We start from the raw sequence: 24,639 nt of genomic DNA, 5'->3' as shown, positions 1-24,639 counted from the left end.
AAGGCCGACCTGGCGATTGCTGAGGCTACTGCCCGGCTCGTACCGCCTGCTCGTGCTACCGCGGAGAACATCGCTCCCGGAGCGGGTCCTCGGCTCGGCGACGGGGAGAACGTCGGCCCGGTGTCCGTGCCGAACGGTGCTGATCCGTCGGGCGAGATCTTGGAGCCCAGGATCCTGTCCACTCACGCAAACGGCCTCGGACGAGATGTCCGAGGCCGAGTAGGACCCCTTCCTGGGCCCCAGGTCAGAGCGGTAATGCGTTGTGCCCCCGGCAGGATTCGAACCTGCGACACCCGCTTTAGGAGTGGGATCGGATCCTTGCCGGGTGGTGCCGCAGACGGCCACGCTGTGTTGTTTCTCCAGGTCGGCGCCGCGTGACTTCCCGACCGATCCCGCTCGTGACACCCCGTGCCGGACCGTCCGCTCACGCATCGCGCACGCAACTACCGCAGGCTGGGCTGGCATAGCGTCTGGAGCGTTAGCCGGCTGACGCTGTGGCCCTCCTGCCTGCCAGCAGGTATCCCGCGATCAGCTTGGCCGCGAGATCCCCTTCCGACATTCCTTCGACGAAGGCAGCCTTCGAGAAGGCCCTGTACTGATCATCCGACAGGATTACCGCGTCCAGGCTCCTTGCCTGGGGGTGCCAGTAACCGCAGCACATGTGCCTCGTGCACACAGCGCCGGTGGATGTGTAGACGTTGGGCGTCGTCCACGGGAGATGCGGATAGCTGGACAGTTCCTCTCTGCAGGTCTCCAAGTGTTCCAACATCTCTGCCTTGTTCCTGTGTCGGGCGTCGCCGTAGTGGTGGCGAAACCAATCCCGACGGCTTGCCTCTCGGATCTCGCCCTGGATGCGGCTGAGGCGTCCCTCGAAGCCGTGGAACATCCTTAGTGGCATACGACGGGTGTCGAACCCCACCTTCGGTTGCTCGCGATGGAGCTTCTGGTCGATCAACCATTCCATCGCCGTGCGCTTACCCTTCCAGTCGTTGCAGGGCTTACACGCGGGCAGAAAGTTCCACCAGGTGTCCGCACCGTTGTCGGCGATGGGTTCCTCGTGGTCGAGCGTTGTCGACGGGCTGACGGCGCAGTAGGCGCAACAGCCTTCGTTCGACGTCAGCGCCATCAGCCACACCCATGTCGGCTGCTTTGAGCGCTTGCCCCGCTGAACGCCTTCATCTACCAGTGTCATAGGGATCTCCAACCTCCGGCGTTTTGAGTGAGGAGAGGCTAGCCCCAGCCGCTGACAATGAGTCATTGTGTGGACACTCTGAGTTGAGGTAGCTCCAAGTGCCGCCCTTCCCCTTTCGTTCGCTCACGCATCGAGCCCGCGTCCTGGAAGGCGATGGCGCTGCTGCGGCAAGGCCACAGAAGCGGCAGATGACGTCGAGTCTTTGACGCCAACACGCCTTCCAACTGTTCGTGTGCGCATCCGACACCGCTCAGGTGACGGACCTCGTCCGGTTCGACGGAGCGCTCCTCACTTGAGGTCTTCCGGAACCCAGCCGGGCGGAACCTTCGGAAGTCCGATCAGGGCGTCGATACCGAGCTGTTCCTGGAGCAGGGCTTTGAGCCCGCAGCCGTCGATGAGTTGCATGCGGCCGGTCCGATGCGCGAAGTCCAGGCTGGTCTTTCCGAACCATGCGGTGGTGACGAGGATGCCTTTCGCAGCGGCCTTGTCGTGCATGACGCCGGCCAGCGCGCGGACGGCTTCCGCCGGGACGGTGTTCTTGGTGCGCTTGGCCTGGATGATGCACAGGCCTCCCGTACAGGTAACGCTTCCCGGGGAAGACCGGCAGGTGTCGCCGCAGCCCAATCGTGACGCACACGTCGGATTTCTCCACGCGGCGCGGTAAGGATCATGATTGGTGAACTCTGCGCGACCGCCCGCTCCATTTTCGGCCGTGGCTGCCTCCGCCCGGCGCGTCGCGCGTGGTGTTGCTCCTGACTCATCCCTCAGGCCGAGGGCGCACACCCTCGTCACACCCTGGACAGTCCTCGGTGTCGAGGGCCTGGATCGTCCGGCAGTGGTCGCAACTCCAGTGCGTCGGGGCGGGCGTGGCCTGATGCGCGTCCTTCGGACGGACCGATAGGTCGGCGTCCCGGCGCAGAGCCTCCACGATTGAACCGCTGGAGTCGAGACTAGGTTCGGCAGAGATCAACATTCTCGCCGCCAATCGGTGGTCCGCCGACTCCGAGGAAGCGGCCCGTGCCAGGAGCGAAGGGCGCCGATCGCTTGAGGTCATGACGGCGACGGCGTAGAAGAGGGCTGCCCGGTGGCGAGGCCAATGGATCATGTCCCTTTCGAACAGCTCCTGACCGTCCCACGGAACGCGACCTCTCTCCAGGTTGATCAGCACGTTCGCCGCCGACCACGCTATCCATGAGGAGTCCGCTTCCAGGCACGTCAGCAACGCCGTTTGCTGGGCGTCCGTGAGGACCTGCCCGAGATCGGGGAGCGGCGACGGCTCGACCAGGGGCGGTGTGCTCGCGACGAGCCATTCGTCCAGCAGGGAATCGGGCACGGTGATTCGCTGGAGGTGACGCGCCTGGGCGGCCACAGCCGCCTTGTCGATGCCGTAGGCGTCTGCCGTCGCGTCGAGCCATGCCCGGCGCTCGTCGGCGCTGTCGTGGGCGAAGGCGCGGCCGATCTCGCTCGCCGGAGAATCGGAGTATCCGGTCGCCGAGAGAAGGTCACCGAGGGCGGTGAGCGACCAGAAGCCGCCGTCCATGGACTCCGAGCACGGGCCATAGAGCGACGCGAGGTCGGAGAGGAGGGCCGTCCTGTCGTCCAGCGAGCTGGATGCCCAGTCCCGCAGCCCGGCGGCGATGTTCCCCCAACGCCGACGCGTATCGAATCCCGCGCGCGCGAGTGCGGCGTAGATCCTCTCTGCGACGCGCCCCGGCGTGTGCCTCGCAAGGGCGAACACGCGCTCACCCGCGTTGTCGGGAAGCTCACCGAGATGTTCGGCCGCGCCTAGGGCGACCTGCTCCAGTCCCGGTGTGAGGGGGCCTCCACGGACCATCTCCCATCTGCGCCGCCCTTTCTGCACCATCTCGGGGTCCTGTGGCATGGGAAGCGCCAGCACCGCGCGGAGCGCGTCGATCTCCGCCTCGCTCAAGGGGGACACGTCCGTGCGTGCGTCCGTCAGCGCGCACAGGGTCCGGGCGATCGCCTCGGCGGTGCCGTCAAGCTCGGACAGTTCCACGAGGTCCGCTCGCTGTCGCCGAGACGCCGACGGCAGGGCTAGCAGACACGCGGCCTCCACGAAGGGCCAAGGCCCCGTGTTGCGTGTCTTGTCCCACAACGCCGGGAAGAACTTCGGGGGCTTGCCGGGGCCGCGCGGGAGTACCGGCTCGCCCGCTAGCGCGCCGAGGACTCCGTCCGTCAACTGGCCCAAGACCCGTTCCATCTCGTTGTCGGAAAGAGTCACGACACCGCGCGCCGCGAGATCAGCCACCATCAGGGTGGCCTCCCGCTGTGTCTCACCGACATCGAGCAGCGCCTCGGTCATACGGGGATCGAGTCCGGCGGCGAGTGCGATCACCCCGTCGGAGTCCGTGTGGGCGAGGGCATGGTGCAGCCAGTCCCGCAGTTCCTCGGCACCGCACGACCGTGCCCACATGGCCGTTGCGATCTCGGTGAAGACCTTGCTGCGAGTGGTGAGTTCGCCCGCGCTGTTCACCACGAACACGGCGACGTGCTCGTCCCAGAAGCGGAGCACGTGTTCCGCCACCTCGCTGGCCGCGGCGGGCGGCATGGCCCATCGCAGGGGGTCCCTCAGCATGCCGGTCAGTGACTCGAGGGCGCGTCCCGCCGGAGGGGTCGCCTCGCCGTTGAGGAGCCGTCCGAGCGTTACGAACCCGTCGAGGAGCATGCCCGTCGTCAGCGAGGGTGCCCAGGGCCGGGCCGGGGCGAGCGTCCCCCGCAGCCGCGCCTGCTCCCACCGGTGTACGGACTGTTCCACCGCGCGGTGCAACAGCGCTGCACGCCCCTTGGGGAGGTCGGCGTCCGGCGCATTCGCGCAGACGAGAGCGAGCAGGGTGGCGAGTAGCGGCACCTCGAGCAGATGCGCGTGCTCCTCCTTCGCAACCTCGATCCAGGCGCGTCGCTTTGCCAGGAAGGCCGCTCGGTCCGGCCTGGGAATCCGTGCCTCGGCGCAGGCGACGAGGACACTGTCGACCGTCGGGCCTAGATCTCGAGGAGGCGCGAGCTTCACGCGGGGCAGGCCGAGCCGGGCCGCGGCCCCTTGCGCGTTCGCCCGGGTCGTCGCCACGAACCCGCAGGAGGGATGCAGGGACGTGAGGATCTCTTCGAGCTGCTGCGCGACCCAAGGGGCGCGCGCCCCGCATTCGTCGAGCCCGTCGCAGAGGACAAGCGCGCATCCCCGGTCGACCTCCTCCATGAGGTACGAGGCGAGCGGCGCCCGGTCCGCGTCCGGCACTGTGCCCGCCACGGCGTCGTCGACCAGGCCATCGATGGTCAGGCGTCCCGGCTGCCCTTTCAGCAGACGCGGCAGCGAGACGGGGATCGGGACGGGGGCGTCGGCGTGGCTGGCGCAGTGAGCCGCGATCTCCCGCACCGCCACCGACTTCCCTGAGCCCGGCTGCCCCACAATGAGCATGCGGCGCCAGCGCCTCAGGCGGCGGAGGAGAGGGGAAGAGGTGCGCTCACCCTCCCCGTCGATCCGGAGGCCGCCGACGAGGTCGTCGACGACGAGGGGCGAGAGGTCATCGGCGAGCAGACTGAGGTCGATCCGTCCGGCCTCCGCTGTGAGCCGGCTGCGGTATGTATCGACGGCGTTCCGACGGGAGGCCAGACGCATCGCCATCGGACCCCCCTGGTCCGGTAGCACGGTCACCCCCGAGGCGGTCAGGGCGGCGACCCAGTTTTCGGCGGAACTCCCGAGCGCCTCGCCTGCCTGCCGATGGAAGAAGTCGGCCAGCGCGCTCACGGCACGGTGTCCCTGCGCGTCCGCCACGACGAGGTCCATCAGGGCAGCCAGGAGGTCACGGTGCGGTGCCGGTCCGGTCGAGCCGGGTAGGTGGAGGACACGCGCCCGGTCGAGGACGAGCCCGCGGACCCGCGCCGGAAGCCGGTCGGTGAGGAGAGCGAGGGCCCTGGACTCGTCACCAGTCTCCATGCGCAGGCCCGCACGGTGGCGTCGCAGAGCCTGGTCGAGGTTCTTTACCGGCCCGACGAGTTCCTCGCCGGCGATGACCAGAAGATCGTCGGGACCGAGCGTCGGAGCCTGTCCCACCCACCCCGTCAGCGTCTCTTCCAGCGGACGCCCTCGGTCGATCTTCCGCTTCGCGGACACGTAGGCGCGGCGCCCGTCGGAGAAGGTGACACGGATGTCGTCGGTCGGGTCGCTGGTCTCGAAGTCCAGCCGGACGGGCCACACGCCTGCGGGAACGTCCAGCCCCGACACCGGGCGGCCACGGAGCCCGTGTACGGCCAAGTGCGCGGCCAGCTCGCACCGGAAGACACTGCCGACCTCCCCAGCCTGCCCCGCCCTGCTCACCCCGACCGCACCCCGCCCGACCGACCCACACCGCTTGCTCCAGACCTCCGGTGGAGCACCGCCCCATGGTAAGACGGCACACCGAGAGGCGGGGGCGAGACAAGGACGGTTCGCGTCCGGGTGCCTGAACCCTTCTGGTCTCCGCCCTGTGAAAGTCCGGGCGCGATTAGCGTCCGCCCGGACCGGTACCGCGACGCACGGGCCATGGCCAGCGTCCCGCAGCCGGGGCTTCCGCCCGCCGTCCTACCGGCCTGGCCGGGCATCAGCACGAAGCACATCAGAGCCTCCATCAGAACCGGGGCGGTTCACATGCCGTTGGTCTGCTCCGATGGGCGCTTGGCTGCGGCCGGGCTTTACGGCAGATAGACCTTCTGCCACTCCACCGAGGTCATCGTCAGCGCCGCCTCCGCCAGCTCCTGTGCGGAGGCCGTCTTGAGCTTCGAGAGGCTGCTGTCGATCCAGCCTTGCACGTTCGAGCAGCCCTGCTCGCGGTACTCGACAGCCTGGATCAGGCACTCCAGTTTGTCGGCGTCATGCGCGCAGATCACCTCGAGGGAGTCGCCCTGCTCGTACTCCTCGACGATCTTTTGCGCGCCGGCCTTCACGGTGGGGTGCGCTGCCGACACCTGGTCCGCGGTGACCTTCTCGTTGGAGGCCGCGTCCAGGTACCGCCTGCCGATGTGCGGGATGTCGCTGACCCGCGTCTCCTGGGTGTCGTGCCACAGGCCGAGGAGGGCGGCCTTGGCCGGGTCGGCTCCCTCCATCATGGCGAGCACCGAGGCGATCAGGGCCACGCGGAAACTGTGCTCGGCGATCGTCTCGGGGTCCTTGACCCCCGCGATCCACCAGCCGGAGCGCTTGGCCCTCTTCAGCATCCCCATCTCCAGCAGGAAGCCTGCGGTGCCCTTTGCCGTCTCGTCCGCCATGTGGTGCCTCCGGTCCTATCCCTTGCGATTCTGGCGTAAAACGTAGTGCACAGTGCTGAGTTCGCGCTGGGCGCGAGGAGAGATCCGATCACTGCTGAGGAGTTGCTCGACCTCTTGGCCGAGAGTTCGAGCCGCGTCCGGGACGGCGAGCGGAAGCCACCCCCAGACGGCGAGTAGCGCCCACAGGCTGTGCACATACAGGTCGACATAGCCCGGGGCCTGGTGGATTCCCTGCACGAGGCGCCGGAAGAGCGCCACCGGTTCGATCGCGGAGAGGCTCCTGTCGACCATGAAGTGGTCGCTGACCTGGAGCTGTGGCAATGCTCCCAGCCAGTAGGCCCAGTAGTTCAGATTGGCCGCCTCGGCTGCGTCGTCCTCGGCCATGGACCGGTCGATGAACGTGAGCAGAGGCTGCGGGTCACCAAGCCGGGCCAGGGCGGCGGCTGTGGAACGTGCCTCGGCCCAGCGGGGGGTCCATCCGCGCGCCGCGAGCACGTCTCGCCGTGAGTGCAGGGCCTGTGCCGTCCAACGCGTGGCTTCTGGGCTTCGGTCGTACGAGCTGAGATACAGGGCTTGTCGGTGGAGGAGGACGCCCTGGTCGCTCGTACGGTCGGCGGACTCAGCCGAGGCTCTCAGGTGATCGAAGAAGTCCCTGCGCGTCTGGGCTGGAAGCAACGGCGCCAAGGGGGTTGTGCCCCGTCTCGGTGTCCTGACTCGGTGGGCCAGAGCGGGTGGGGTCGTGCCGTTGAGGGCCCAAGCGATCATGTGGGCCGTCTCGCGGGTGTGCACCCATTCCGCGAGCGGGTGCGGCTGTCCTGCCTCGGGCGGGTACAGGGCCGCCGAAAGGACCCGGTCAGCGTCCATCGCGGCTTCGAGAAACGCGAGGACGCCAGGGTCCGCGCCCAGCAGCGGAAGCTGACGACGGAGGTTGAGGAGTGCGCCTGCCTTCATGTTCGCCAGGGGACGCCGACCGGACTCCCAGCCTTGAACAGTTGCCAGGTCAACGCCCACCTTCTCGGCGAAGCCGGCCTGAGTGGCGGGGATGCTTTCGCGGGCCAGGCGCAGAACGAATCCGGCAATCGTGCTGCCTACCTCGCGTCGTCGTTGAGGCGCCATACCGCTCCCGATGCAGTCAGCTACCGAATACGTACCCTCGGTCAGTCCTAACGCATCCGGCCGGATCGTAGATTCAAGTCGCGGAATCCACACGGACTTTGTTCCGGCTCCGTGTTGACGCCGCAGTCGTCGCAAGGCACGTATCCCTGCGCTCCCCCGCGCAACGCGACGGCTCGGAGGAGAGTGCTTGGCTCTGCGCGCCCCTGGCAGGGCCAAGCACTCCGTACCTCGGAGGAAGCGCTGTGACCCCGATCGTGACCCAAGCTGCTGCTGTCGGCCATCCCGGATACTCCTCGGAGCTCCCCCGCGTGGCCGAGGCGGTCTCCGATGCGCGCCGTCTCGTTCGTTCGGCTTTGGACACCTGGGGCCTGGCCGGCATAGCTGAGGACACGACCTTGGCCGTGTCGGAGTTGGCGGCGAACGCGGTTCGTCACGGCTCGGGCCGACGAATGGTGGTGCGGGTGACCCGTCTGGGCCCGAACCGCGTGCGCGTCGCCGTGTCGGATCGATCGAAGAAGTCTCCGTACTTCGTGAAGCCCTCGGAGTCAGAGATCGACACGGCTGGCCGTGGGCTGTACCTGGTCGAAGCCGTGTCGGACAGGTGGGGAACGGACCTGCTCCCCTGGGGGAAGCGCGTCTGGTCCGAGCATGTCGGCGAACGTGACGCGTGTGCGACGCGTGCTGACTGATACGCGGAGACGGCGACTTGGGCGCAGCGCAGGCCGTTGCTGGCGCGTGATGCCCTCCATTCCGCGTGGGTGCTGGAGGCGTTGCCCAGATGGTGCGCGATCCGCTGACCTTGTTCACCTGTGAGGGCCGGGAGGCCACTCACTGGCAGAGCCGAAGGAACCGTTCAGTGTCCAGGAAGACGATCTCCCGACCGACGGTGACGCCGTTCGTTGTCGCGTACGGCGACGAACAGGGCGGCCCGGAAGTCGACCTGACGATCCAGTTCACTCCTGAGCCGCGACTCGCGTACCGGATTCCGCAAGCTGGTGACCGTGACCGCGGCGGCGTCCTCTGGGCGCGGGTGGAGCGCGCTTCGCGCACGGGGAAGCCGATCTACGGCCAGATGAATGCTGATCGCCAGCGCGACTGCATGTACGACCTGCTCTGCCAGGTGTGCGCGGAACCAGCCAGTCGCACCGGGGACGGTTGGCTCTTCCTGGACTGGGTCATGCCGCAGGATCCGCCGACGTGGCCCGAAGGCTCGCTGACCAACATGCCACCGCTGTGCGTGGAATGCGCGAGGGTGGCTGTCGAGCAGTGCCCGCACTCCGGCCGCTTCGTCCCGCTCCGGGTGAAGCTGCCTCGTCTCTGGGGCGTGTCGGGGGTCGCCTACCAGTGGACCGACGACGGCTGGCGGAGCGACGACACGATCCCGTGGATCAAGTACGGGGACGACCGTCTGCACTGCGTGCTGGCCTCCCAGCTCATTCGGGAACTGCGCAAGGTCACCGTCGTCGGACTCCCATGAGCAGGGTCCTGCTGATCGCTGCGGCGATCACCTGGGCGTTCACGGTCGCGCTGATCGTCGGCGGCCGGACGCGCTCACCATGACTTCCGCTCCAGTGGGGACATCCCAGGGCGCCGGTAGCCCATTGCGGCCGGCAGTCCAGCCGGAGCGGGGCCTGTTCCGTGGCGACGAACAGCGCAGACCGCAGCCACCTATTCCAGTCACCCGCTTCGCCCCTGAGGAGGAGCAGTGCCCGTCCATCGCTCAGCCGTCCGGAGCTTCCTCGACGGCCCCGGACTGACCCCCACGGACCTGGCCATGGTCTTCCTCATGCGTGAGGACGACGACACGAAGCCGCGTCCGATGCCCACGCTGACCATGAGGGAGGTGCCCGGGGCCGTTCAGGCTCTTGCGGCACTCGGCGTGAAGTCGGTGAAGATCTTCGCGGGGTCCAGGGTCAGGGATGCCCGAGCCTCCCAGGGCCTTTCACCCACCGGCCTGATGGCCCGCGCCATCGGCGCTGCGAAGAAGGCCGCCCCCGATGTGCTCGTGATGACGGAGACGTGCGTCTGCTCGCACAACGACTCCGGCGAGTGCTGGCTCGCCGACGAGCGTGGGGAGATGGACCTGGAGGAGACGACGGAGGTCTTGGCGGCCCAGGCCGTGATGCAGGCCGATGTCGGGGCGGACATCGTGGGCCCGGCGGCGATGATGCCCGGGTCCGTGCGTGCCGTCCGAGAGGCCCTGGACGCGGCGGGTCACAAGGCTGTGGGCATCATGCCCCACCTGATCTTCGAGTCGTCCCTGTACGAGGGCTACCGGGCCTCCATGGGGGCAACTCCCCGCTCGGGGGCTCGCGTGTTCCAGATCAACCCGGGTCGGCCCGAGCAAGCCGTCCATGTGGCGCGCGAGATGGTCGATGAGGGCGCGGACATGATCCTCACCGAGCCCGCCCTCCACACCGTCGACACCCTCGTCCACCTCAAGGACAAGATCCCCGTTCCCCTGGTCCCGTTCTCCGTGTCGGGCGAGTACCTGCGCCTGACCGACCGCCGCGACGACGGCGGACGGGACGTGAAGGGACTGATCGAGGCGTACACCGTCCTCAAGCGCGCGGGCGCCACCCGGGTCATCACCTACGCCGCCCTGGAGATCGCCCGCGAACTCAGGGCTTCCTGATCGACGCCAGGATGCCGGACGCACCCTGCGCGAGGAGATCGGCCGCGACACAGGCGCCAAGCTTCTCGGGAGCGTCGGCCGGCCCCTCTCCTGTCGCTGTGACCTGCCGGCCACCGTCCAGGGAGGTCACGACGGCGGAGAGATGCAGAAGTCCGTCAGGAGCGATCCGGCCCCAAGCACCGACCGGGACGGAACAGCCTCCGTGAAGCTCGGCCAGGAGAGCGCGCTCGGCACGCACGCACGCGTCGACCCGCCGATCCCCGGTCTGCGCAAGGAGCCTGGCGGCCGGGGAGCCGACTCGGACCTGAATGCCCAGCGCTCCCTGCCCAGGAGATGGAGGGAAGACAGCGAGGTCGAGCACCTCATGGACCTCGGGCATCAGGCCGAGCCGGTTCAGGCCCGCTGCCGCGAGCACCACGGCCTCGAGTGCGCCCTTGGTGGTCCGGGCGAGCCGCCCGGGGACGTTCCCCCGGATCGGCACCACGTCCAGGTCCGGGCGCAGGGCGAGGAGCTGAGCGATCCGGCGCGGGGCTCCGGTGCCGACGCGGGCGCCCTTGCGTAGGCCCTCAAGTGTCGATCCGCACAGCACGTCGCGTACGTCCTCGCGTGGTCCGGGGGTCGTCAGCAGGAGCGTGCCTTCGTGCACGGAGGTGGGGAGGTCTTTGAGCGAGTGGACGATCACGTCGACCTGCCCGGTGACGAGGGCCGCCTCCTGGTTCGTGGAGAAGGCGCTCCCGCCGGCCGTTCTGGCGACCTCGGCAAGGGTCGGGGTCACGCGGTCCTGGTCGCCGCCTTCGAGGATGATCTCCCGCTTGAACGTCACGTCCGGGAACTGCTCGGCGATCGGCGTGAGCCATTCCGTGACCTGTGTCCGGGCCAGCTTGCTGGCTCGGGAACCGATGCGCACCACATCGCCCATTCGGGTCAACTCCTCGCCTTACAAGGCTTGTTGGCGACCCATCGTACGTCCGTAAGAACCGTGCACTTTCCGACAGATTGTCACCAAAGGAGAACTCTCGGATGACACCCTTGCGTATTGGCGCCCGCGCCTCGCTGATGTCTCTGTCCCAGTCCGCGCCGATCCTCACCCGCCTCGCCCCCACTCCCACCCTCCTGCAGCCCTTCTACGCGGCGGGCGGTGACCGCGAACAGGATCGGGCCCCGCTGGAGGAAGACGGTGTGTTCTCGCAGGAGATCGAGGCAGCACTCCTCTCCGGCGACATCGACGTCGCTGTCCACTGCCTCAAGGATGTCCCGACTCGGGACACGCCGGGCCTCAACATGGCCGCGTATCTGCGCCGCGACGACATCCGCGACTGCCTCGTCACCTGCGACCCGGACCTCCGCCTCGACACACTGCCCCCGGGCGCCACCGTCGGCACCGCCTCCCTTCGCCGCACGGCCTCCCTACGGGCTTACCGCCCGGACCTCGAAGTCGTGCCCCTGCGCGGCCCGGTCAGCGACCGCCTCCAGGCGCTGTCCCAGCACGACGTGGACGCGCTGATCGTGGCCTCCTGCTCCATGGAACGCCTCGGCCTGCGCCACCGGATCAACGAGCGGATCAGCCCGGAGATCATCTGCCCGCCGCTCGGCGCGGCGATCATCGCCCTCCAGACACGCGAGGACGACATGGAGACCCGCAGGCTGATCTCGAAACTCCACCACCCGGAGACGGAGGTCGAAGCCGAGGCGGAGCGTCTCGTCCTGCGGCGGATGGGCGGATTCTGCAACGCACCGCTCGCCGGGTACTGCACCACGACTGACGACGGCAACGCAGTCAGCTACACGGTGCGTACCCGCGTTTTCTCCCCCGACGGCGGAGTAGCGATCAATGTCCGCCTGACCGGAGCGGACGCCATGCGAACGGCAGCGGCCGCCTGCCAGCGCCTCACCCAGCACGGCGCCCTCGGTCTCGCCAAGGCCGAGTGAGTACTTCCGCAGGGGGCCGAATTCTCCTTCTCGTGCGGGGTGTTGGTAGAGCTTTGCTGGTGTCCTGTGACCTTGCGAGGTGGGGCAGAGCAGCGGTTGTTGGCCTGCGTGGGCCTATCGGCGCTGTCGTTGCCGTTGCTCGACGGGCGTCGTGAGTGCCGTCGCGGGCTGTGGGTTCCGGGTCTGGCGCGCGTGGGGCGAGGACGTCATGGTCGAGCGGCGCCGGGCGGCTTCGGCTCGGGGATTGGGTACGGGGTTGCGGCCGGTGTGCTGGATGCGGGTGATCAGGACGCGGGCCGGTTGGCGGGCTGTGGTCAGTTCACGTTGAGCGGCGGCTTCCTTGAGGAGCTGGTCGGGTTTGTGACCGCCGGCCTCGGCGTCGGCAAGGACGGTGGCGAGGGCCGGCCATGCGGGGTCGGTGAGGATGCGGTCGGCGTGATCGGGGATGGCGGCTCGCACGTCGTGGGCCAGGGTCCGGCGGGCCTGGTCCTTCGGCTGACGGGCGGCAAGGCCGTCGAGGACGGGTGTGAAGGCCTGGTCGGCGGCGCTCTGGAGGTGGCGGAGCGCCTGGCGGGTGGCTTCGGCCTGGTGGGCGTGGTTCTTCGCTTCGTGCCAGCGGGCGGCGACGATCGTGGCCCAGACGAGGGCCGCGAGCAGGGCGGCGAGGGCGCTGCCGTCGGGACCGGTGGCGGTGTGGGCGATGTCGCGGGCAGCGACGCGTAGGGCATGGGCGGCCTGATGTTCGGCGCGGGTCTGGGAGCGCTGGGCGCGGGCGAACGCCTTGGAGGCCGCTCGTAGTTCGGTCTGGAGGTGGGCGGGTGCCTTCTGGGTGGTGGCTTCGATCAGTTCGCCGAGCGCGGTGATGTGGGCCTGGACATGGGTGTCGTCGGCCATGTCGGCGTGGAGGGTGGCGAGGGCGTTGGTGGCCTGGTGCCAAGGGGTGGTGGGGCAGTTGCGGCGAGCGGTGGGGTGCTCCTCCGGTCGGCCTGCTTCGAGGCGGGCCTTCAGCTTGGGCAGGGTGAGGTCGGGGGCGATCTTTCCGCCGGGGTGGAAGATCTGTTCGCCGTCCTTGTTGAGGTCGCCGGGGCGGCCGATGGCGTAGCCGAGAAGGTCTCCGGACGGTCCACGGCGGGGTTTGACCGCGATGCCGTCAGCCTCGAGGTAGGCGAGGAGTTCCTCGGCACTGCTGGCATGGGGGATGGCGGCGCGGATGCGGTCCTGGAGCCATGCGCGGCTGGTCTGCTCCCAGCCGAGTCGTTCGGCCTTGTGTATCTCGGCCTGGGTGGGTCGGCGTCCGGCGGTGCGGTCGCCCTTCTTCAGTCGGCGCAGGCCGTAGTCCTTCTCGATCTGGCGGCAGGCGTCGCCGACGCGGATGCCGCTGTCGTGGAGCCTCGGGCGACGGCCGTCTTCGCGGACGGTGGTGGCGAGGATGTGGATGTGGTCGTCGGCGTGGCGTACAGCGATCCATCGGCAGGCCAGGTCGTCTCCGGGCGGGGCGATGCCGGCGGCCTCAACGATGCGCTGGGCGACGTCGGCCCACTCGGCGTCGGAGAGGTGACGGTCCTCGGGGGCTGTGCGGACGGGGCAGTGCCAGACGTGGTCGGTGACCTTCTTGCCGAACTCGCTGTTCCGAAGCTGGACGGGCTCGTCGAGGTGGCGGGCGAGCTGGGTGAGGGTGGCGTTCTCGTCGCGGCCGGGGTCGGGCATGCCGAGCATGGCGAAGGCGGCGATGATGTGCGGGTCGGTGTGCTCGTCGTGTCGGCCGGGGCCGTAGAGGTAGGCGAGCAGGCCACGGGTGTTGGCCCCGGCCGGTTTGATAGCGGCGATCACGCGGCCTGGTCCTTCCTCGTGTCTGCCGGTTCGCGCAGGACCTCGGCGATCAGCTCCAGCAGGCGGTGCAGCTCGTCGAGATGTCGGCGGATGTGGGGCGGGGTGAGGTCGCTGTTGAGGGCGCGGGCGATCTGGTTGATGTTGACGCCGATGCGGTTGAGCTCGCGCAGCACCTGGGCGCGGAACATGTGGGTGCGGCGGCGGTCCTCGGACAGCGGCAGGTTCGCGGTGAACCGGCCGGTGATGAAGGCGAGGACGATGTCGGCGGCGAATCCGGATTCGCCCTTGTAGCCGTGCTCGGCGGCGGCCTCCTGGAGGTCGGCGTGTTCGTCGCCGGTGAACCGCAGTGGGCCGACGCGGGCGGTCCGCTTGGTGCCGGTGAAACGGCGGATCGTCGGCTGGACGCTCTGCACCGCTCGCTCGTCGGCCGTCGGCTCGGCGGCGGGTGCGGGGCGGAGGATCTGCTGTTGGACGGCGTGGAGTTCGTCCGGGTCGGGTCCGCCCTCGGCCCCGACCTCCCGGTCCGGCGCTCCCTGGCGCTGGGCCGTCTCCGCCACCCCCGGGGCGGAGATCCCCGAAGACCGGCCTTGAGTCGGACTCGGGGTACTACTGGCTCCGCCAGGGGCCGTCCGTCCGAACGCCTGCCGCAAACGTCCCAGCAGGGTAGGGGACTTCGGCGAAGGCGGCAGCTCGTCGGGCGTGTAGCCAGGGCGGCGCGCGTCGTGTGTCACGGGCGGTTCTCCAGTTGGGGCGGGCTGGGCAGGAAGCCTTCGGTGGAAGGGCTGGTGACGGTGAGGGCGATGACCGCCTCGTCCACATCTGTGGACAGGAGTGGGCGGCAACCGGCTGCCGGGTGACCGGAAGAGTTCCGGTCACCCGCTGAGCGGGCAGTCAGCCGTTGTTCGGGCCAGTGCCCGCGTCGGCTTTGAACTCGGGCTTGAGGATGTCCATCACCTCCGTCAGCCGCTCGCTGCTGATCGTCAGGCCCTTGTCCTTCACTGCCTTTCGGACGATGTCCCGGGTGAGTTTCTGCTGCTCGGCGGCGGCGATCCGACCGATCTCGGCGAGTTCCTCGACCGTTGCGCTGACCGGACGGCCACCCCGCGGCCTGCTCTCCGAAACCCGGCCCTGCGGTTCCGGAGGCTGGACGGACGTAGCAGGCAGCAGATCGGCAGGCTGTTCGGAAGGGGTGTCCGGATGGTCGACCGGTCGGTCGACGAGTTGGTGGATCTGCCGCATCAGGACACCGAAGGCCAGCAGTGCAGCGGTCGGGGGGACAGCGGCGACCACGTAGTCGAGCAGTGGTACGGCGCCGGAGTGACCGGATCCACTGACCCCGGCCACGTTGAGTGCGATGGAGCCGACCGATCCGGTGGCGGTAAGGGCAATAGCCCACCCGTCGGTGGCCCGGCGCAGGCCCGCGCGGAGCATGAGCAGTTCGCCCGCGACGATGAATGCGTCCAGGGTCGCCGGCCAGGCCCATCGGCGGGCGGGAGAACCGCCCAGCCCGTGTTGTCCGGCGACCTCGGCGAGGTGTGCGTATGACAGCCAGAATCCACCAGCGGTGAGGGCCACGATGACGACTCCGGCAGCGGCGAGGACGTACCGCTCGGTGGCCTGTTTGGTCGTCGCCGACTGCCCATGGCCAAGGCGGTGGCTCAGGTGAGTGGGTGTGGAGAGGTGGGTCAAGCGGGATGCTCCTGGGGTGGTGGTGTGATCCGTCTTTGCCGTCTTGGCCGTTGCAAGCGCAGGTCAGGGCAGGTACGGCAGAGCCTCGGCCCGCCGTCCTGGACTCGCGCCCCTGTGTCGGCCGGGACGGCGCTGTCGCGTCGTGCCGTCCCGGCCGACGGAGCCTGACCTGCGGTGATACGGCGGGGACGCCCGGGACGGCACAAGACGGATCCGGGCAGCGTCCTGGCAGGTCAGCGCGGCCGTCGTGATCGCGGTGCCGTCTTGGTCCCGGTTGCCGTCTTGTCCGCATGCCGTTTGACCTGCGAGATCACGGTAGGGACGGCAGGGACGGCCGCTCGGGGGTGCGGGGCTCAGCCCATGGCTGGGGTGGTGGATTCAGCGTCCACCGGGTGGACGGTGGGGCAGTAGCGCCGCCATGCGTCCAAGAACTTGTTGCGCATATAGCCCTTGCGCTGGGTTCCGTCGGCGAGGCGGATGTTGCCGGGTTTGATGTCGAACTGGCGGAGCATGTCTGCCAAGTTGCGGGCGGTCAGCCCGTTGCGTCCCCATTCCGCCCACGGGCACTCGGGGTTCTGCCGCAGGTGATGCAGCAGCTCGTCCGTGGAGAGGCTGTCGACCTCCCGTTGGGCGACGAAGACCCTGCGGATGTCGGCCAGGATCCGTGCCCCACCGGGCTGGTCCTCCTCCACCTCGATCTCCGCAGCCACCATCCGCACACACGCCTCGCGGGCGCGACGGGGCCAGGCTCCTGCGGCGAGGTCGGCGATGATCACCAGGGGCTCCCAGGTGTCGGCGGCGCGGTCCTCGACCGGCATCTCCGGTTCCAGGTCGGCGGCTTCATCGAGCAGGGGCCTGGCCCATGCGGCGATGCGGTCGCGCAGGTCGTGGAGGGCTGGGGTGTCGCGGCGGGAGCGGAACGGCTTGACGCTCTCGCCCTCGGCCCGGCGGCGCATACGGATCACCACGGCCCGATCCATGATCGTGTCGGGCAGGTCGCCGATCCCAGCCAGGGCGGCCATGGCGAAGGTGGCGAACTTGTGGGGCGTGTGGTCGTTGCCGACGACACGGGTGACGTAGCGGTTGCGCTGGTGGCCGGCGTTGAGCAGGCCGCGCATCTCCTCGTTCTTCTCCGCCTGCTTCGGCGTGCCGAAGATGGTGTCCGCCTCGTCCACCAGGAGCGTGGGCGGCTCCTCGGTGATGGAGCGGAAGACCGCCGCCGGGGTGGTGTTGATGGTGAGCATCGGCTCGTGGACCGTCTCGGTCAGTACGTCCAGCAGCCGCGACTTGCCGCACCGCTTCGCCGGCCCCACCACCGCCAGTCGCGGCGCGTGCTGCCAGGCAGGCTGCAGATGCGTCGCCGCCACCCACAGCGTGACCGCGTCCAGCGCCTCGGGCGAGGGCAGAATCACGAACTTGGCTATCTGGGCACGCAGTTCGTCCAGCAGCTCGGAGCCGTGCGTCGGCTGCTGGTCCGGCACCGACTCCTCGGCGGGCTGATCCTCCGGAGCCGTCTGCAGCACCCTGTCATCTGCCGCAGGGGCGGCTTCGGGTGCGTGGCCCAGCTGGCCGGGCACCGCGACCGTCGGCCATGTCACCTTGCCGGGTGCGGAATACGGCTCGGGTGTCGTAGGTTGCACGAGCAGCTCCTTATCCGGTGACGTCGGGCATGCAGGCCCGGGTCACACAGGTCGTTCGTTGGAATGCGGGCGGTGGAGTGTGCTGAGCCTCCGGCGTTGGCCCGCCGGGGGCTCTCTCGCTTCCTTGGCCGGGGCGAGGGAACACGGACAGTACGTCCACGCCCGGCCACAGTCCAGCGTTTCTGTGTCAGCTCAACGCAGAAGCGGCTGCTATGGGCACGAGCGGTCATGCGGCCAGGCCGAGCAGGTTCAACAGGTCGGCGGTCACCACGCGGTACGCCTTGCCCAGACGCAGGACCTTGCACGGGTACTCGCCACGCTTGGCCAGCTCGTAGCCCTTGCTCCGACCCAAACCCAGTGCCCGGTTGCCGGTATCCAGGTCAACGGCGACGGGAAGGGCCAGCAGCTCCTCTCGCGTCATGCCCTTGGACTGCTCGGCGGCCTCGCTGTTGCGCATCAGGTTCTCCATTCATGAGTGAGCCCTCGGTGAACGCGGCATCACGTCCGACTCCAGGTGATCACTAACCATCATGAGCGAGCTAATGTGTCTCCATGACACAACGCGGTTTCGAAGCTAGAAGAGACGAGGACGACGTCCCCGAGTGGGTGGATCAGGTGATGGCCACGGTGGCCGCCGAAGTCCGTAGACGAAGGAAGGAGCTGCGCATGAGCGCCCAGGACCTGGCCGACCGCTGCGCGGAGATCGGCCATTCGATCCCGCGCAATGTGATCGCCAACATGGAGTCCGGCCGCCGCGCCACCCTGCCCCTGGTCGACGTCCTCGTCCTCGCCGAAGCCCTGCGGACCTACCCGGTCTGCCTGCTCTACCCCGTCGGCTACGTCGACAGGGTCCAGCGCCTTCCCCTACAGGACTCCGAACCGAGCTGGGACGCCATGCGCTGGTTCACCGGTGACAGGGAGGACTTCGGTCTGGAAGACGACATGCTCCGCAACTTCCGCGCCCACGTCCGCCACCAGCGAGCCGCGCTGGCTGCCCTGAAGGGCGAGAAACACGAGCGTTGGAAAGCCGAGACGGCGCCCAACCGCGCTGAACGCGAGGAAGCCGTACTCGCCCAAGCCGACTACGCCGAGAGGGCCTTGGAAGCCAAGTACCGGCTCCGCAGCGCCCGCGCCTTCATTCGCGAAGACGGTGGCACACCACCGGACCTACCCCCCGAACTCGCCGACGTCGACCTGCCCGTCGACAACACCAACGAGGAGAACGATCTTTGAAGGGTTCCACCCACCGCCGCTGCTACTGCCGCGACCCCCACACCGGCAAGCCGCTCGGCAAGAAGTGCCCGAAGCTCTCCAGCCGCAAGCACGGCTCGTACTCCATACGCCAGGAGCTCCCGCCCCGCGAGGACGGTACCCGCCGCTCCTTCAGTCGTGCCGGCTACGACAGCCTCAAGGCCGCCCAGACCGACCTCGACCACGTCCGCGCCGTGCTCGGTCTCGCCGACTCCGACGACACCGAGGGCCTCGCCCAGATCGCCGAACTGCTGGAGAAGGTGGCCGAGGAGAAGGCGCCGCTGCCGGACGTCGAGGCGACCCGAAGGCGCCTCAGCCATGGCCTGGACCTGACCAGCCGTCTCACCATCGGTGAATGGCTGGACATGTGGCTGGCGGGCAAGAAGGGGCGGCAGAGCGCCATCAGCCGCGACGAGAGCAACATCCGGGTGCACCTCAAACCGCGGATCGGGCACCTGCGGCTCGACCGCCTCCGGGTCACCCACCTGTCAGAGATGTTCGAGGCCATCGCCGAGGCCAACGTCGAAATCGCTGAAGGTAATGCCGCACGGCGCAAGGCGTTCGAGGACCTGGCCCAGATTCCCTGGAAGGGCCGCGAGCATCGTGCCCGCCGCAAGGTGATGAAGGCGACCATCGAAGAGATGGAGCCCTACCGTCGCATCGTGGGCCCGGCTACCCGCCAGCGCGTCCGATCCACCCTGCGGGCCGCGCTGAACGCCGCGATCGCCCAGCAGCTCATCACCTTCAACCCGGCGGCCCACGTCGAGTTGGAGGCAGGCAAGCGGCCCAAGGCGCTGGTGTGGACCGAGGAGCGCATCCTCCACTGGAAGCGCACCGGCGAGAAGCCCTCACCGGTGATGGTCTGGACGCCGGAGCACACCGGCCTCTTCCTCGACCATGTTGCCGAAGACCGCCTGTACGCGATGTTCCATCTGATCGCCTTCCGCGGGCTGCGACGTGGTGAGGCATGCGGCCAGAAGTGGACCGACACCCACTTGGACGCCGGGCTCATCACTGTCGCCAAGCAACTCGTGGTCGACGGCTGGGAGGTGTACGAGGACGACCCCAAGACCGACGCCGGCGCGCGGACCATCGCTCTCGACTCCGACACGGTCCAGGCCCTCAAGCGGCACCGCGCCCAGCAGGACAAGGACCGTAAGGAGTGGGAGAGCGCCTGGGTGGAGACGGGCCGCGTCTTCACCAAGGAGAACGGCGAGATGCTCCACCCCGCCAACGTCACACGGCGGTTCGTCGAGCTGTACGAGGAGATCGGCCTCCCGCCGGTCCGGCTCCACGACCTCCGCCACGGTGCCGCGACACTGGCTCACGCGGCCGGGGCCGACCTCAAGGACATCCAGGAGATGCTCGGCCACTCCTCGATCACCATCACGGCCGACACGTACACGAGCCTGCTACCCGAGGCCGACCTCGCCATCGCCGAGGCCGCGGCCCGGCTCGTACCGCGCGCCCGCTCCACCTCCGAGGAGGCCGCTCCGGAAGCGGAGCCCGAGGCCGACGACGCGAAGAAGCCTGGCTCGGAGTCCGTGCTGGTTGATGCTGATTCCTCGGGCGATGTTCGGGAGGTCAATTCCCCGTCCGCTCACGCACCGCTCACGCAAACGGCCCCGGACGAGACGTCCGAGGCCGATTAGGGCTCCTCCCTGGGGAAGAAACCCCAGGTCAGAGCGGTAATGCGTTGTGCCCCCGGCAGGATTCGAACCTGCGACACCCGCTTTAGGAGAGCGGTGCTCTATCCCCTGAGCTACGAAGGCGGGGCTTGTGCGAAACCTTGCACGAAACTCGTGAACAGATCGTGCCCTGGTCTCTCGGTCAAGCCCTGAGCAGTCTGGATCATGATGCTGCGATGACGAGGCGCGCGGTAGACCGCGTGACACGCTGCAGCGCCCGCCAGGAACGCTCGATCCACAGGGTACCGGATCGGGACTCAGGCGGGCGCTGGTGTCTGCAGGCTGGGTGTCGACGTCAGGCCGTGGGCCTGAGTATGGAGGCTCCTTCCTTGTGCAGCGCACGACTGGTGGAGTTCTGTGCGAGGACGAACCCGAGGGTCAGGAGTTGCTGGGCCTCGACACCGTAGGAGATGAGACGTCCGTTCCACAGGGAGGCGTCGAGTTGCGCGTGGCCCGACTCGGCGTCGCTGCGGTAGGGATAGACGAGCTGGTGGGTGCGGGTGAACTCCGGGATCTGTTGCAGGTGCTCGGCGCGGTGGAAGCCGCGCTCCTCGTCGCTTTTACCGGGTGGCCGTTCGCCTTTGCGGCTTGTTGTGCCGACGCTGACTCTGTATTCGTGTACGCCATGGCGGCAACGGATGGCCAGCACGTGGTACCAGCGGAACATCCGGACCCCGCGCCGCTCCAGTCTCTTGATCGGCACGGGGATGAGTTCTGCTGTCCCGTCCGCGAAGTGGACCTTCTCCGCGACACGTCCGTTGGCGGCCCACAGTTCGTGGGTGCAGCGACCGGGCCGCAGAGATTCGTAGAATTGTGGTTCGTTACCTTTGTGCTGTTTGTTGACGACGAGGCCGCCGTGGCGCGCGATGGCGTCCCGGTGCACGCCCCGGAGAGCGCCGTCGTACAGGATTCCCATGCAGCCGGGGGCCGCGGACATGATGTCGATGACGCCCTCGACGGCCACGGCTGCTTCTCCGCCGGGGCGCAGGTGGGGTACGTATCGCGAGTCGAGGAAAACACGGGACAGGTAGTTCTCGTCTTTCCTGGCAGAGAAGAAGACATATTTCGGACCGAAGACCTCAGTGCCGCCCCCTTCCATCTGGGAGACGGAGGCGGGGTCGACTCGGTGGTAGCGGATCTCGCCGGTCGTCAGGTCCACGCTTTGGCTGGCTCGGGCCAGGGTGGGGGATTTGAGTACTGTGCCGTCTGCGGTTATCAGCTGGTGCCGTTGCGGACTACTCCATGACCGGGTCTCGTGCTCGGGGAAGATTCCTTGCTCGAGTGCCTGCTCAAGGGCGAGAACGCGGTATGACTCCCAGAGCTCATGGGAATGATCGCGCAGCCGTCGCTGGGCGCGGAGCCATTGCGCGCGCGTCGGCCCGGCATCGGGGAGCCGGGCCGCTTCCGCTGCGCCGAGCTCCGCTCGTGCCCCTGCCTTCAGGATGGTCCACACCTCTGGGTCTTCGAGGTGTGCTGCGGTGCGGCGTGCCGAGGCCAGCGCGCTACGAGCAGCGAGGAAGAAGAGGAACGCGACGTCAGGATAGTGACGGGGCCTTCCGACCCTGCCTGGTGGCGGGAGTGTCTCGGCCAACTCGTAGAGGTCGGGGTTGTGCGCGCAGTCAGTGAGGCGCTCGTGGAGGGTGCGGCGGTCCTTGTCGCTGAAGGTCCGCTTACGCGGGGTGCGCTGCGCCGGCGGGACGGCGTCTCCGAAGATGTCCTCAGGCACTGGCGGCCTGCCTTTCGGCCGCGGGGCGGGTCCAGTCGTAGCCAATGAGGTCGGCGGCCCGATCCAAGGAGCGCAGCCCGAGCCCGCGGGCGACATCTTCGATCTTTCCGGATTCACTGAAGATCCGCACCGCGGCGTACGCGGTCAGGGATGCTGGTTTGACTCGCGGGTCTGTGCCCAGGCCAATGCGGCGGATCAGGTCGGACAGGGCGACGCAGGCCCGGGCCTGCAGCTGTTCGTCCGGCGCGGGGGCCGAGGAGACGGCGAGCCGGGCCTTGGGCACGGCTTCGGGGCTGCCTTGCTGACGAGTGACGAAGGCGGCTCTGGCAAGAAGGACGCGAAGGGCCCACGGGTCGAGTGGGCACCACCGTGCGTCGGTGCGAGTGGAGCCGTGCATCCACACGGCCGAGGCGCTCTGGTCGAGGTCGCTGATGCGGATGTGGCCGATCTCGCCGGTGTGTCCGCCTGACAAGGCCAGGGCCGCTGCTGCTGCATGCCGGCTGGGCCGCGTCACGTACTCGGCAGCGTGACGGAGGGCGACAGCCTCGTCCTCGTCCAGCGGTCGGATCAGGCTTCTGGTGCGCTCGGGCAGGAGGACGTCCCGGGTGGGGTCGGTGTCGGTGAGGCCGAGCTCGCGCAGTGTGCGGTAGAACGAGCGCAGCACGGCGCGGCGTTGGTGCTGGGTCGCGGTGGCTGATTCACCAATCCGTCCATGGCGGGTGCGCCCATGGGCAAATACGAAGTCCTCGATGAAATCGACGGTGACGTCGTTGAGGAGAACGGCGCCACGGGCCTGGGTGTAGCGCTGCCAGCGCTCCAACAGCTGCCCGAAGGAGCGGTTGGTCTGTGGGGACATCTGTCCCTGGGAAGTCATGGTGGTCCAAAGGGTGACGGTTTGCTCGACGGCGCGCGCCAGCGTCACGTCCGCGGAGTCGGTCGCGGGCGCGCTGGGGCTGTCGGGCGAGACTTGGTCAGGTCTGGGCGCACGCGGGACGGGCATGGAACAGCGACCTCCTAGGCTGGTGCAAGTTCACACCAGCCTTGAAGGGTGGCTTCCAGCACGCAAACGCTCGCGCGCGAAAGGGTGATGCGGGGAAAGGCCGGTCGCAGGCCAGGGGCGAGGTGTCAGGCTCGCTGGCGGGAGAGCACCTCGTAGATTGTTGCGAGAGATCGCATGACCGCGCCGTAGTCCTCGGCACTCAGGTGCGTGAGTTGATCCATGTTCACCGGCAGGACAAGCCCGAGGGGTGGTCCGACCGGATCGGGCGCCGACGCCGGCGGTACGCTCTGCTCCGAGTCGGGGGCGGCCGCGTCGCCGTCGTCGTTGAGAGCCCTCGACAGGCGTAGAGCCCCGTCACTGTCGCGCTCGACGTACCGTGCCAGCACGAGCCAGTCCACCAGGTGCATCCAAGGGGTCAGCTTGGACGTCTGGTAGGGCCTCATGGCCTTGGCTATTTCCTCTGCGCTGAGTGCGACTCCGGCGCGTACGGAGGAACGGATCAGCAGGTGGTACACCCAGGAGTCGCGCCAGACCTCACCGAAAATCGTCCTGGCCGCATCGCGATTGGTGGCCCACGCCTGCCCGACACGCACACCGGGAACAGTGGGTGTCCACCCGGCCGGTCCCGATGTCAGCAGTCCCGTCCCGGTCAGGAACCGCAGGGTGGGCTGGATGCCGTGGCGTTCCAGGCCGGTCTCCCGAACGATGTCATTGACCTTGGCGGCCGAGCGCCCGGTCGCGCACGTCGTGACGGTGGCAGCCAGGACATCCATCTGCCGGTCGGCCTGGATGCCGACGGGCGGCATGGTGTAGGAGGTTCTCTTGGCGGAGGGGGCAGCCTTTGCGGGCCGGTCACGCAGCGCGTCTCGACTGGATGCACGTCGAGTTGGGCCGGGGGAGTGGGAGTTCACGTCGTTGATCCTTGCTCCAATGAGTCGCCGTGAAGATCGCGACTGTTTCGGAAAGGGCTCACGGTGAACCGACCGAATGGCCTAGGCTGGCCGTCGGTGCGTGAGCCCTTATCGGAAGGCATGCGCCAACGGCCGCCGTGGGCTCGCGACTTGCGGCGGCCGATCTTATGTTCTGTGAGTCTGCGTCAGTCCTTGGTGGCTCCCGATCCCTTCTTGTTGACGGAGTACCTGGCGTTGCCGTCACGCTGGAGCGTCCCCAACTTGACGAGCTTGCTCAGTCGGGCGCGGACGCTGGATGCGGAGCTGCTCACGCCGAGCGCCTCGACGGCCCGTGCGATCTCCAGGGGAGTCAGCGCTTCTTTCTCGCGCAGTGCCTGGAAGATGGCTTCCTCGATCGACTGGGCCTGCGTGCCGTGGGGGCCGGTCGGACTGTCGGTGGCTGCACTGTCCCCGGTGGCTTCACCTGTGTAGACCTCCAGGGCACGCAATGCTGTGGAACTGTCCGCCAGCTTCGCCTCCAAGTCGGCCAGCCGGACCGCTGCTTCATCGCGCTCGCGGCGCGCTGCCTCGGCGCCTTGCCGCAACGACACTGTCTGAGCACGTAGTTGCGCAAGGAAGTCGAGCGTGGAGGCGTCAATGTCGGTCACTACCTCCCCTTCCCTTCCAGGGTGAAGCTGCGCTGTTCATGATCTCCGGCGACAGCATAGACAACAACAACTCGCCCTGTACGCAAGTCTGTTGGATGAGTGCTCACCGGAGGGTGCACCGTGTTC

Annotated in this window: 21 protein-coding genes and 1 tRNA gene; 6 read left to right on the top strand and 16 right to left on the bottom strand. The window is 68.3% G+C overall.

Annotated elements, in window-relative coordinates; all coding sequences use genetic code 11:
• Positions 1 to 478 precede the first annotated feature (478 nt).
• The 5 genes from NGF19_RS27660 to NGF19_RS27640 all read right to left on the bottom strand — a co-directional run bounded on the left by NGF19_RS27660 (position 479) and on the right by NGF19_RS27640 (position 7,402).
• Positions 479 to 1,192, bottom strand: coding sequence for an HNH endonuclease (locus tag NGF19_RS27660; RefSeq protein WP_252428302.1), 714 nt, complete (start codon positions 1,190 to 1,192; stop codon positions 479 to 481).
• A gap of 288 nt (positions 1,193 to 1,480) precedes the next feature.
• The gene (locus tag NGF19_RS27655) at positions 1,481 to 1,816 is read right to left on the bottom strand and encodes a restriction endonuclease (RefSeq protein ID WP_252428301.1); all 336 of its coding nucleotides are present in this window, start codon (positions 1,814 to 1,816) and stop codon (positions 1,481 to 1,483) included.
• A gap of 133 nt (positions 1,817 to 1,949) precedes the next feature.
• The gene (locus NGF19_RS27650; protein WP_252428300.1) at positions 1,950 to 5,525 is read right to left on the bottom strand and encodes an NACHT domain-containing protein; all 3,576 of its coding nucleotides are present in this window, start codon (positions 5,523 to 5,525) and stop codon (positions 1,950 to 1,952) included.
• 353 nt (positions 5,526 to 5,878) lie between these two features.
• Positions 5,879 to 6,451, bottom strand: a complete 573-nt coding sequence (locus NGF19_RS27645) for an HD domain-containing protein (RefSeq protein ID WP_252428299.1) — start codon at positions 6,449 to 6,451, stop codon at positions 5,879 to 5,881.
• A 15-nt stretch (positions 6,452 to 6,466) separates the two neighbouring features.
• Complete coding sequence (locus NGF19_RS27640; RefSeq protein WP_252428298.1) at positions 6,467 to 7,402, bottom strand: XRE family transcriptional regulator; 936 nt, start codon at positions 7,400 to 7,402, stop codon at positions 6,467 to 6,469.
• 407 nt (positions 7,403 to 7,809) lie between these two features.
• Here NGF19_RS27640 and NGF19_RS27635 point away from each other — a divergent pair, with 407 nt between their 5' ends.
• From NGF19_RS27635 to NGF19_RS27625, 3 genes are all read left to right on the top strand, one after another.
• Complete coding sequence (locus NGF19_RS27635) at positions 7,810 to 8,256, top strand: ATP-binding protein (RefSeq protein ID WP_252428297.1); 447 nt, start codon at positions 7,810 to 7,812, stop codon at positions 8,254 to 8,256.
• 167 nt (positions 8,257 to 8,423) lie between these two features.
• Entirely contained in the window at positions 8,424 to 9,044 is a 621-nt protein-coding gene (locus NGF19_RS27630) for a hypothetical protein (protein ID WP_252428296.1), read from the top strand.
• Positions 9,045 to 9,272: 228 nt separating this feature from the next.
• A complete protein-coding gene (locus NGF19_RS27625; RefSeq protein ID WP_252428295.1) occupies positions 9,273 to 10,202 on the top strand; it encodes a porphobilinogen synthase in 930 nt (309 codons plus the stop codon).
• Here the strand turns inward: NGF19_RS27625 and hemC (NGF19_RS27620) are convergent.
• Positions 10,189 to 11,121: a hydroxymethylbilane synthase gene (hemC, locus tag NGF19_RS27620; RefSeq protein WP_252428294.1), complete on the bottom strand. Its 933-nt coding sequence runs from the start codon at positions 11,119 to 11,121 to the stop codon at positions 10,189 to 10,191. The genes NGF19_RS27625 and hemC (NGF19_RS27620) overlap by 14 nt on opposite strands.
• Before the next feature lie 101 nt (positions 11,122 to 11,222).
• Here hemC (NGF19_RS27620) and hemC (NGF19_RS27615) point away from each other — a divergent pair, with 101 nt between their 5' ends.
• The gene (hemC, locus tag NGF19_RS27615; protein WP_252428293.1) at positions 11,223 to 12,131 is read left to right on the top strand and encodes a hydroxymethylbilane synthase; all 909 of its coding nucleotides are present in this window, start codon (positions 11,223 to 11,225) and stop codon (positions 12,129 to 12,131) included.
• Between the two features lie 114 nt (positions 12,132 to 12,245).
• Here hemC (NGF19_RS27615) and NGF19_RS27610 read toward each other — a convergent pair whose 3' ends face one another.
• From NGF19_RS27610 to NGF19_RS27590, 5 genes are all read right to left on the bottom strand, one after another.
• Entirely contained in the window at positions 12,246 to 13,961 is a 1,716-nt protein-coding gene (locus NGF19_RS27610) for a relaxase/mobilization nuclease domain-containing protein (RefSeq protein ID WP_252428292.1), read from the bottom strand.
• Positions 13,958 to 14,518, bottom strand: a complete 561-nt coding sequence (locus NGF19_RS31050) for a MobC family plasmid mobilization relaxosome protein (protein ID WP_252428291.1) — start codon at positions 14,516 to 14,518, stop codon at positions 13,958 to 13,960. Before NGF19_RS31050 ends, NGF19_RS27610 begins: the two co-directional genes overlap by 4 nt.
• A 334-nt stretch (positions 14,519 to 14,852) precedes the next feature.
• Complete coding sequence (locus tag NGF19_RS27600; RefSeq protein WP_252428290.1) at positions 14,853 to 15,650, bottom strand: DUF2637 domain-containing protein; 798 nt, start codon at positions 15,648 to 15,650, stop codon at positions 14,853 to 14,855.
• Positions 15,651 to 16,003: 353 nt separating this feature from the next.
• A complete protein-coding gene (locus tag NGF19_RS27595; protein WP_252428289.1) occupies positions 16,004 to 17,290 on the bottom strand; it encodes a DUF3631 domain-containing protein in 1,287 nt (428 codons plus the stop codon).
• 226 nt (positions 17,291 to 17,516) lie between these two features.
• Positions 17,517 to 17,747 (bottom strand): hypothetical protein, encoded by a 231-nt coding sequence (locus tag NGF19_RS27590; protein WP_252428288.1) that lies wholly within the window; start codon positions 17,745 to 17,747, stop codon positions 17,517 to 17,519.
• A 95-nt stretch (positions 17,748 to 17,842) separates the two neighbouring features.
• Here NGF19_RS27590 and NGF19_RS27585 point away from each other — a divergent pair, with 95 nt between their 5' ends.
• On the top strand, positions 17,843 to 18,523 hold the full coding sequence (locus NGF19_RS27585; RefSeq protein ID WP_252428287.1) for a helix-turn-helix domain-containing protein: 681 nt from the start codon (positions 17,843 to 17,845) through the stop codon (positions 18,521 to 18,523).
• Positions 18,520 to 20,193 (top strand): site-specific integrase, encoded by a 1,674-nt coding sequence (locus NGF19_RS27580; protein ID WP_252428286.1) that lies wholly within the window; start codon positions 18,520 to 18,522, stop codon positions 20,191 to 20,193. The genes NGF19_RS27585 and NGF19_RS27580 overlap by 4 nt, the downstream gene beginning before the upstream one ends.
• A gap of 47 nt (positions 20,194 to 20,240) precedes the next feature.
• Here NGF19_RS27580 and NGF19_RS27575 read toward each other — a convergent pair.
• The 5 genes from NGF19_RS27575 to NGF19_RS27555 all read right to left on the bottom strand — a co-directional run bounded on the left by NGF19_RS27575 (position 20,241) and on the right by NGF19_RS27555 (position 24,513).
• Positions 20,241 to 20,313, bottom strand: a tRNA-Arg gene (locus NGF19_RS27575).
• A 211-nt stretch (positions 20,314 to 20,524) separates the two neighbouring features.
• Positions 20,525 to 21,955 (bottom strand): hypothetical protein, encoded by a 1,431-nt coding sequence (locus NGF19_RS27570; protein WP_252428285.1) that lies wholly within the window; start codon positions 21,953 to 21,955, stop codon positions 20,525 to 20,527.
• Positions 21,948 to 22,877 (bottom strand): site-specific integrase, encoded by a 930-nt coding sequence (locus NGF19_RS27565; protein WP_252428284.1) that lies wholly within the window; start codon positions 22,875 to 22,877, stop codon positions 21,948 to 21,950. Before NGF19_RS27565 ends, NGF19_RS27570 begins: the two co-directional genes overlap by 8 nt.
• A 203-nt stretch (positions 22,878 to 23,080) precedes the next feature.
• A complete protein-coding gene (locus tag NGF19_RS27560) occupies positions 23,081 to 23,761 on the bottom strand; it encodes a hypothetical protein (RefSeq protein ID WP_252428283.1) in 681 nt (226 codons plus the stop codon).
• Between the two features lie 290 nt (positions 23,762 to 24,051).
• Positions 24,052 to 24,513, bottom strand: coding sequence for a hypothetical protein (locus NGF19_RS27555; protein WP_252428282.1), 462 nt, complete (start codon positions 24,511 to 24,513; stop codon positions 24,052 to 24,054).
• Positions 24,514 to 24,639 lie beyond the last annotated feature (126 nt).

The sequence above is a fragment of the Streptomyces macrolidinus genome (assembly GCF_023887685.1).
Lineage (GTDB): Bacteria > Actinomycetota > Actinomycetes > Streptomycetales > Streptomycetaceae > Streptomyces > Streptomyces macrolidinus.
This window is presented reverse-complemented; position numbering and strand designations above follow the sequence as displayed.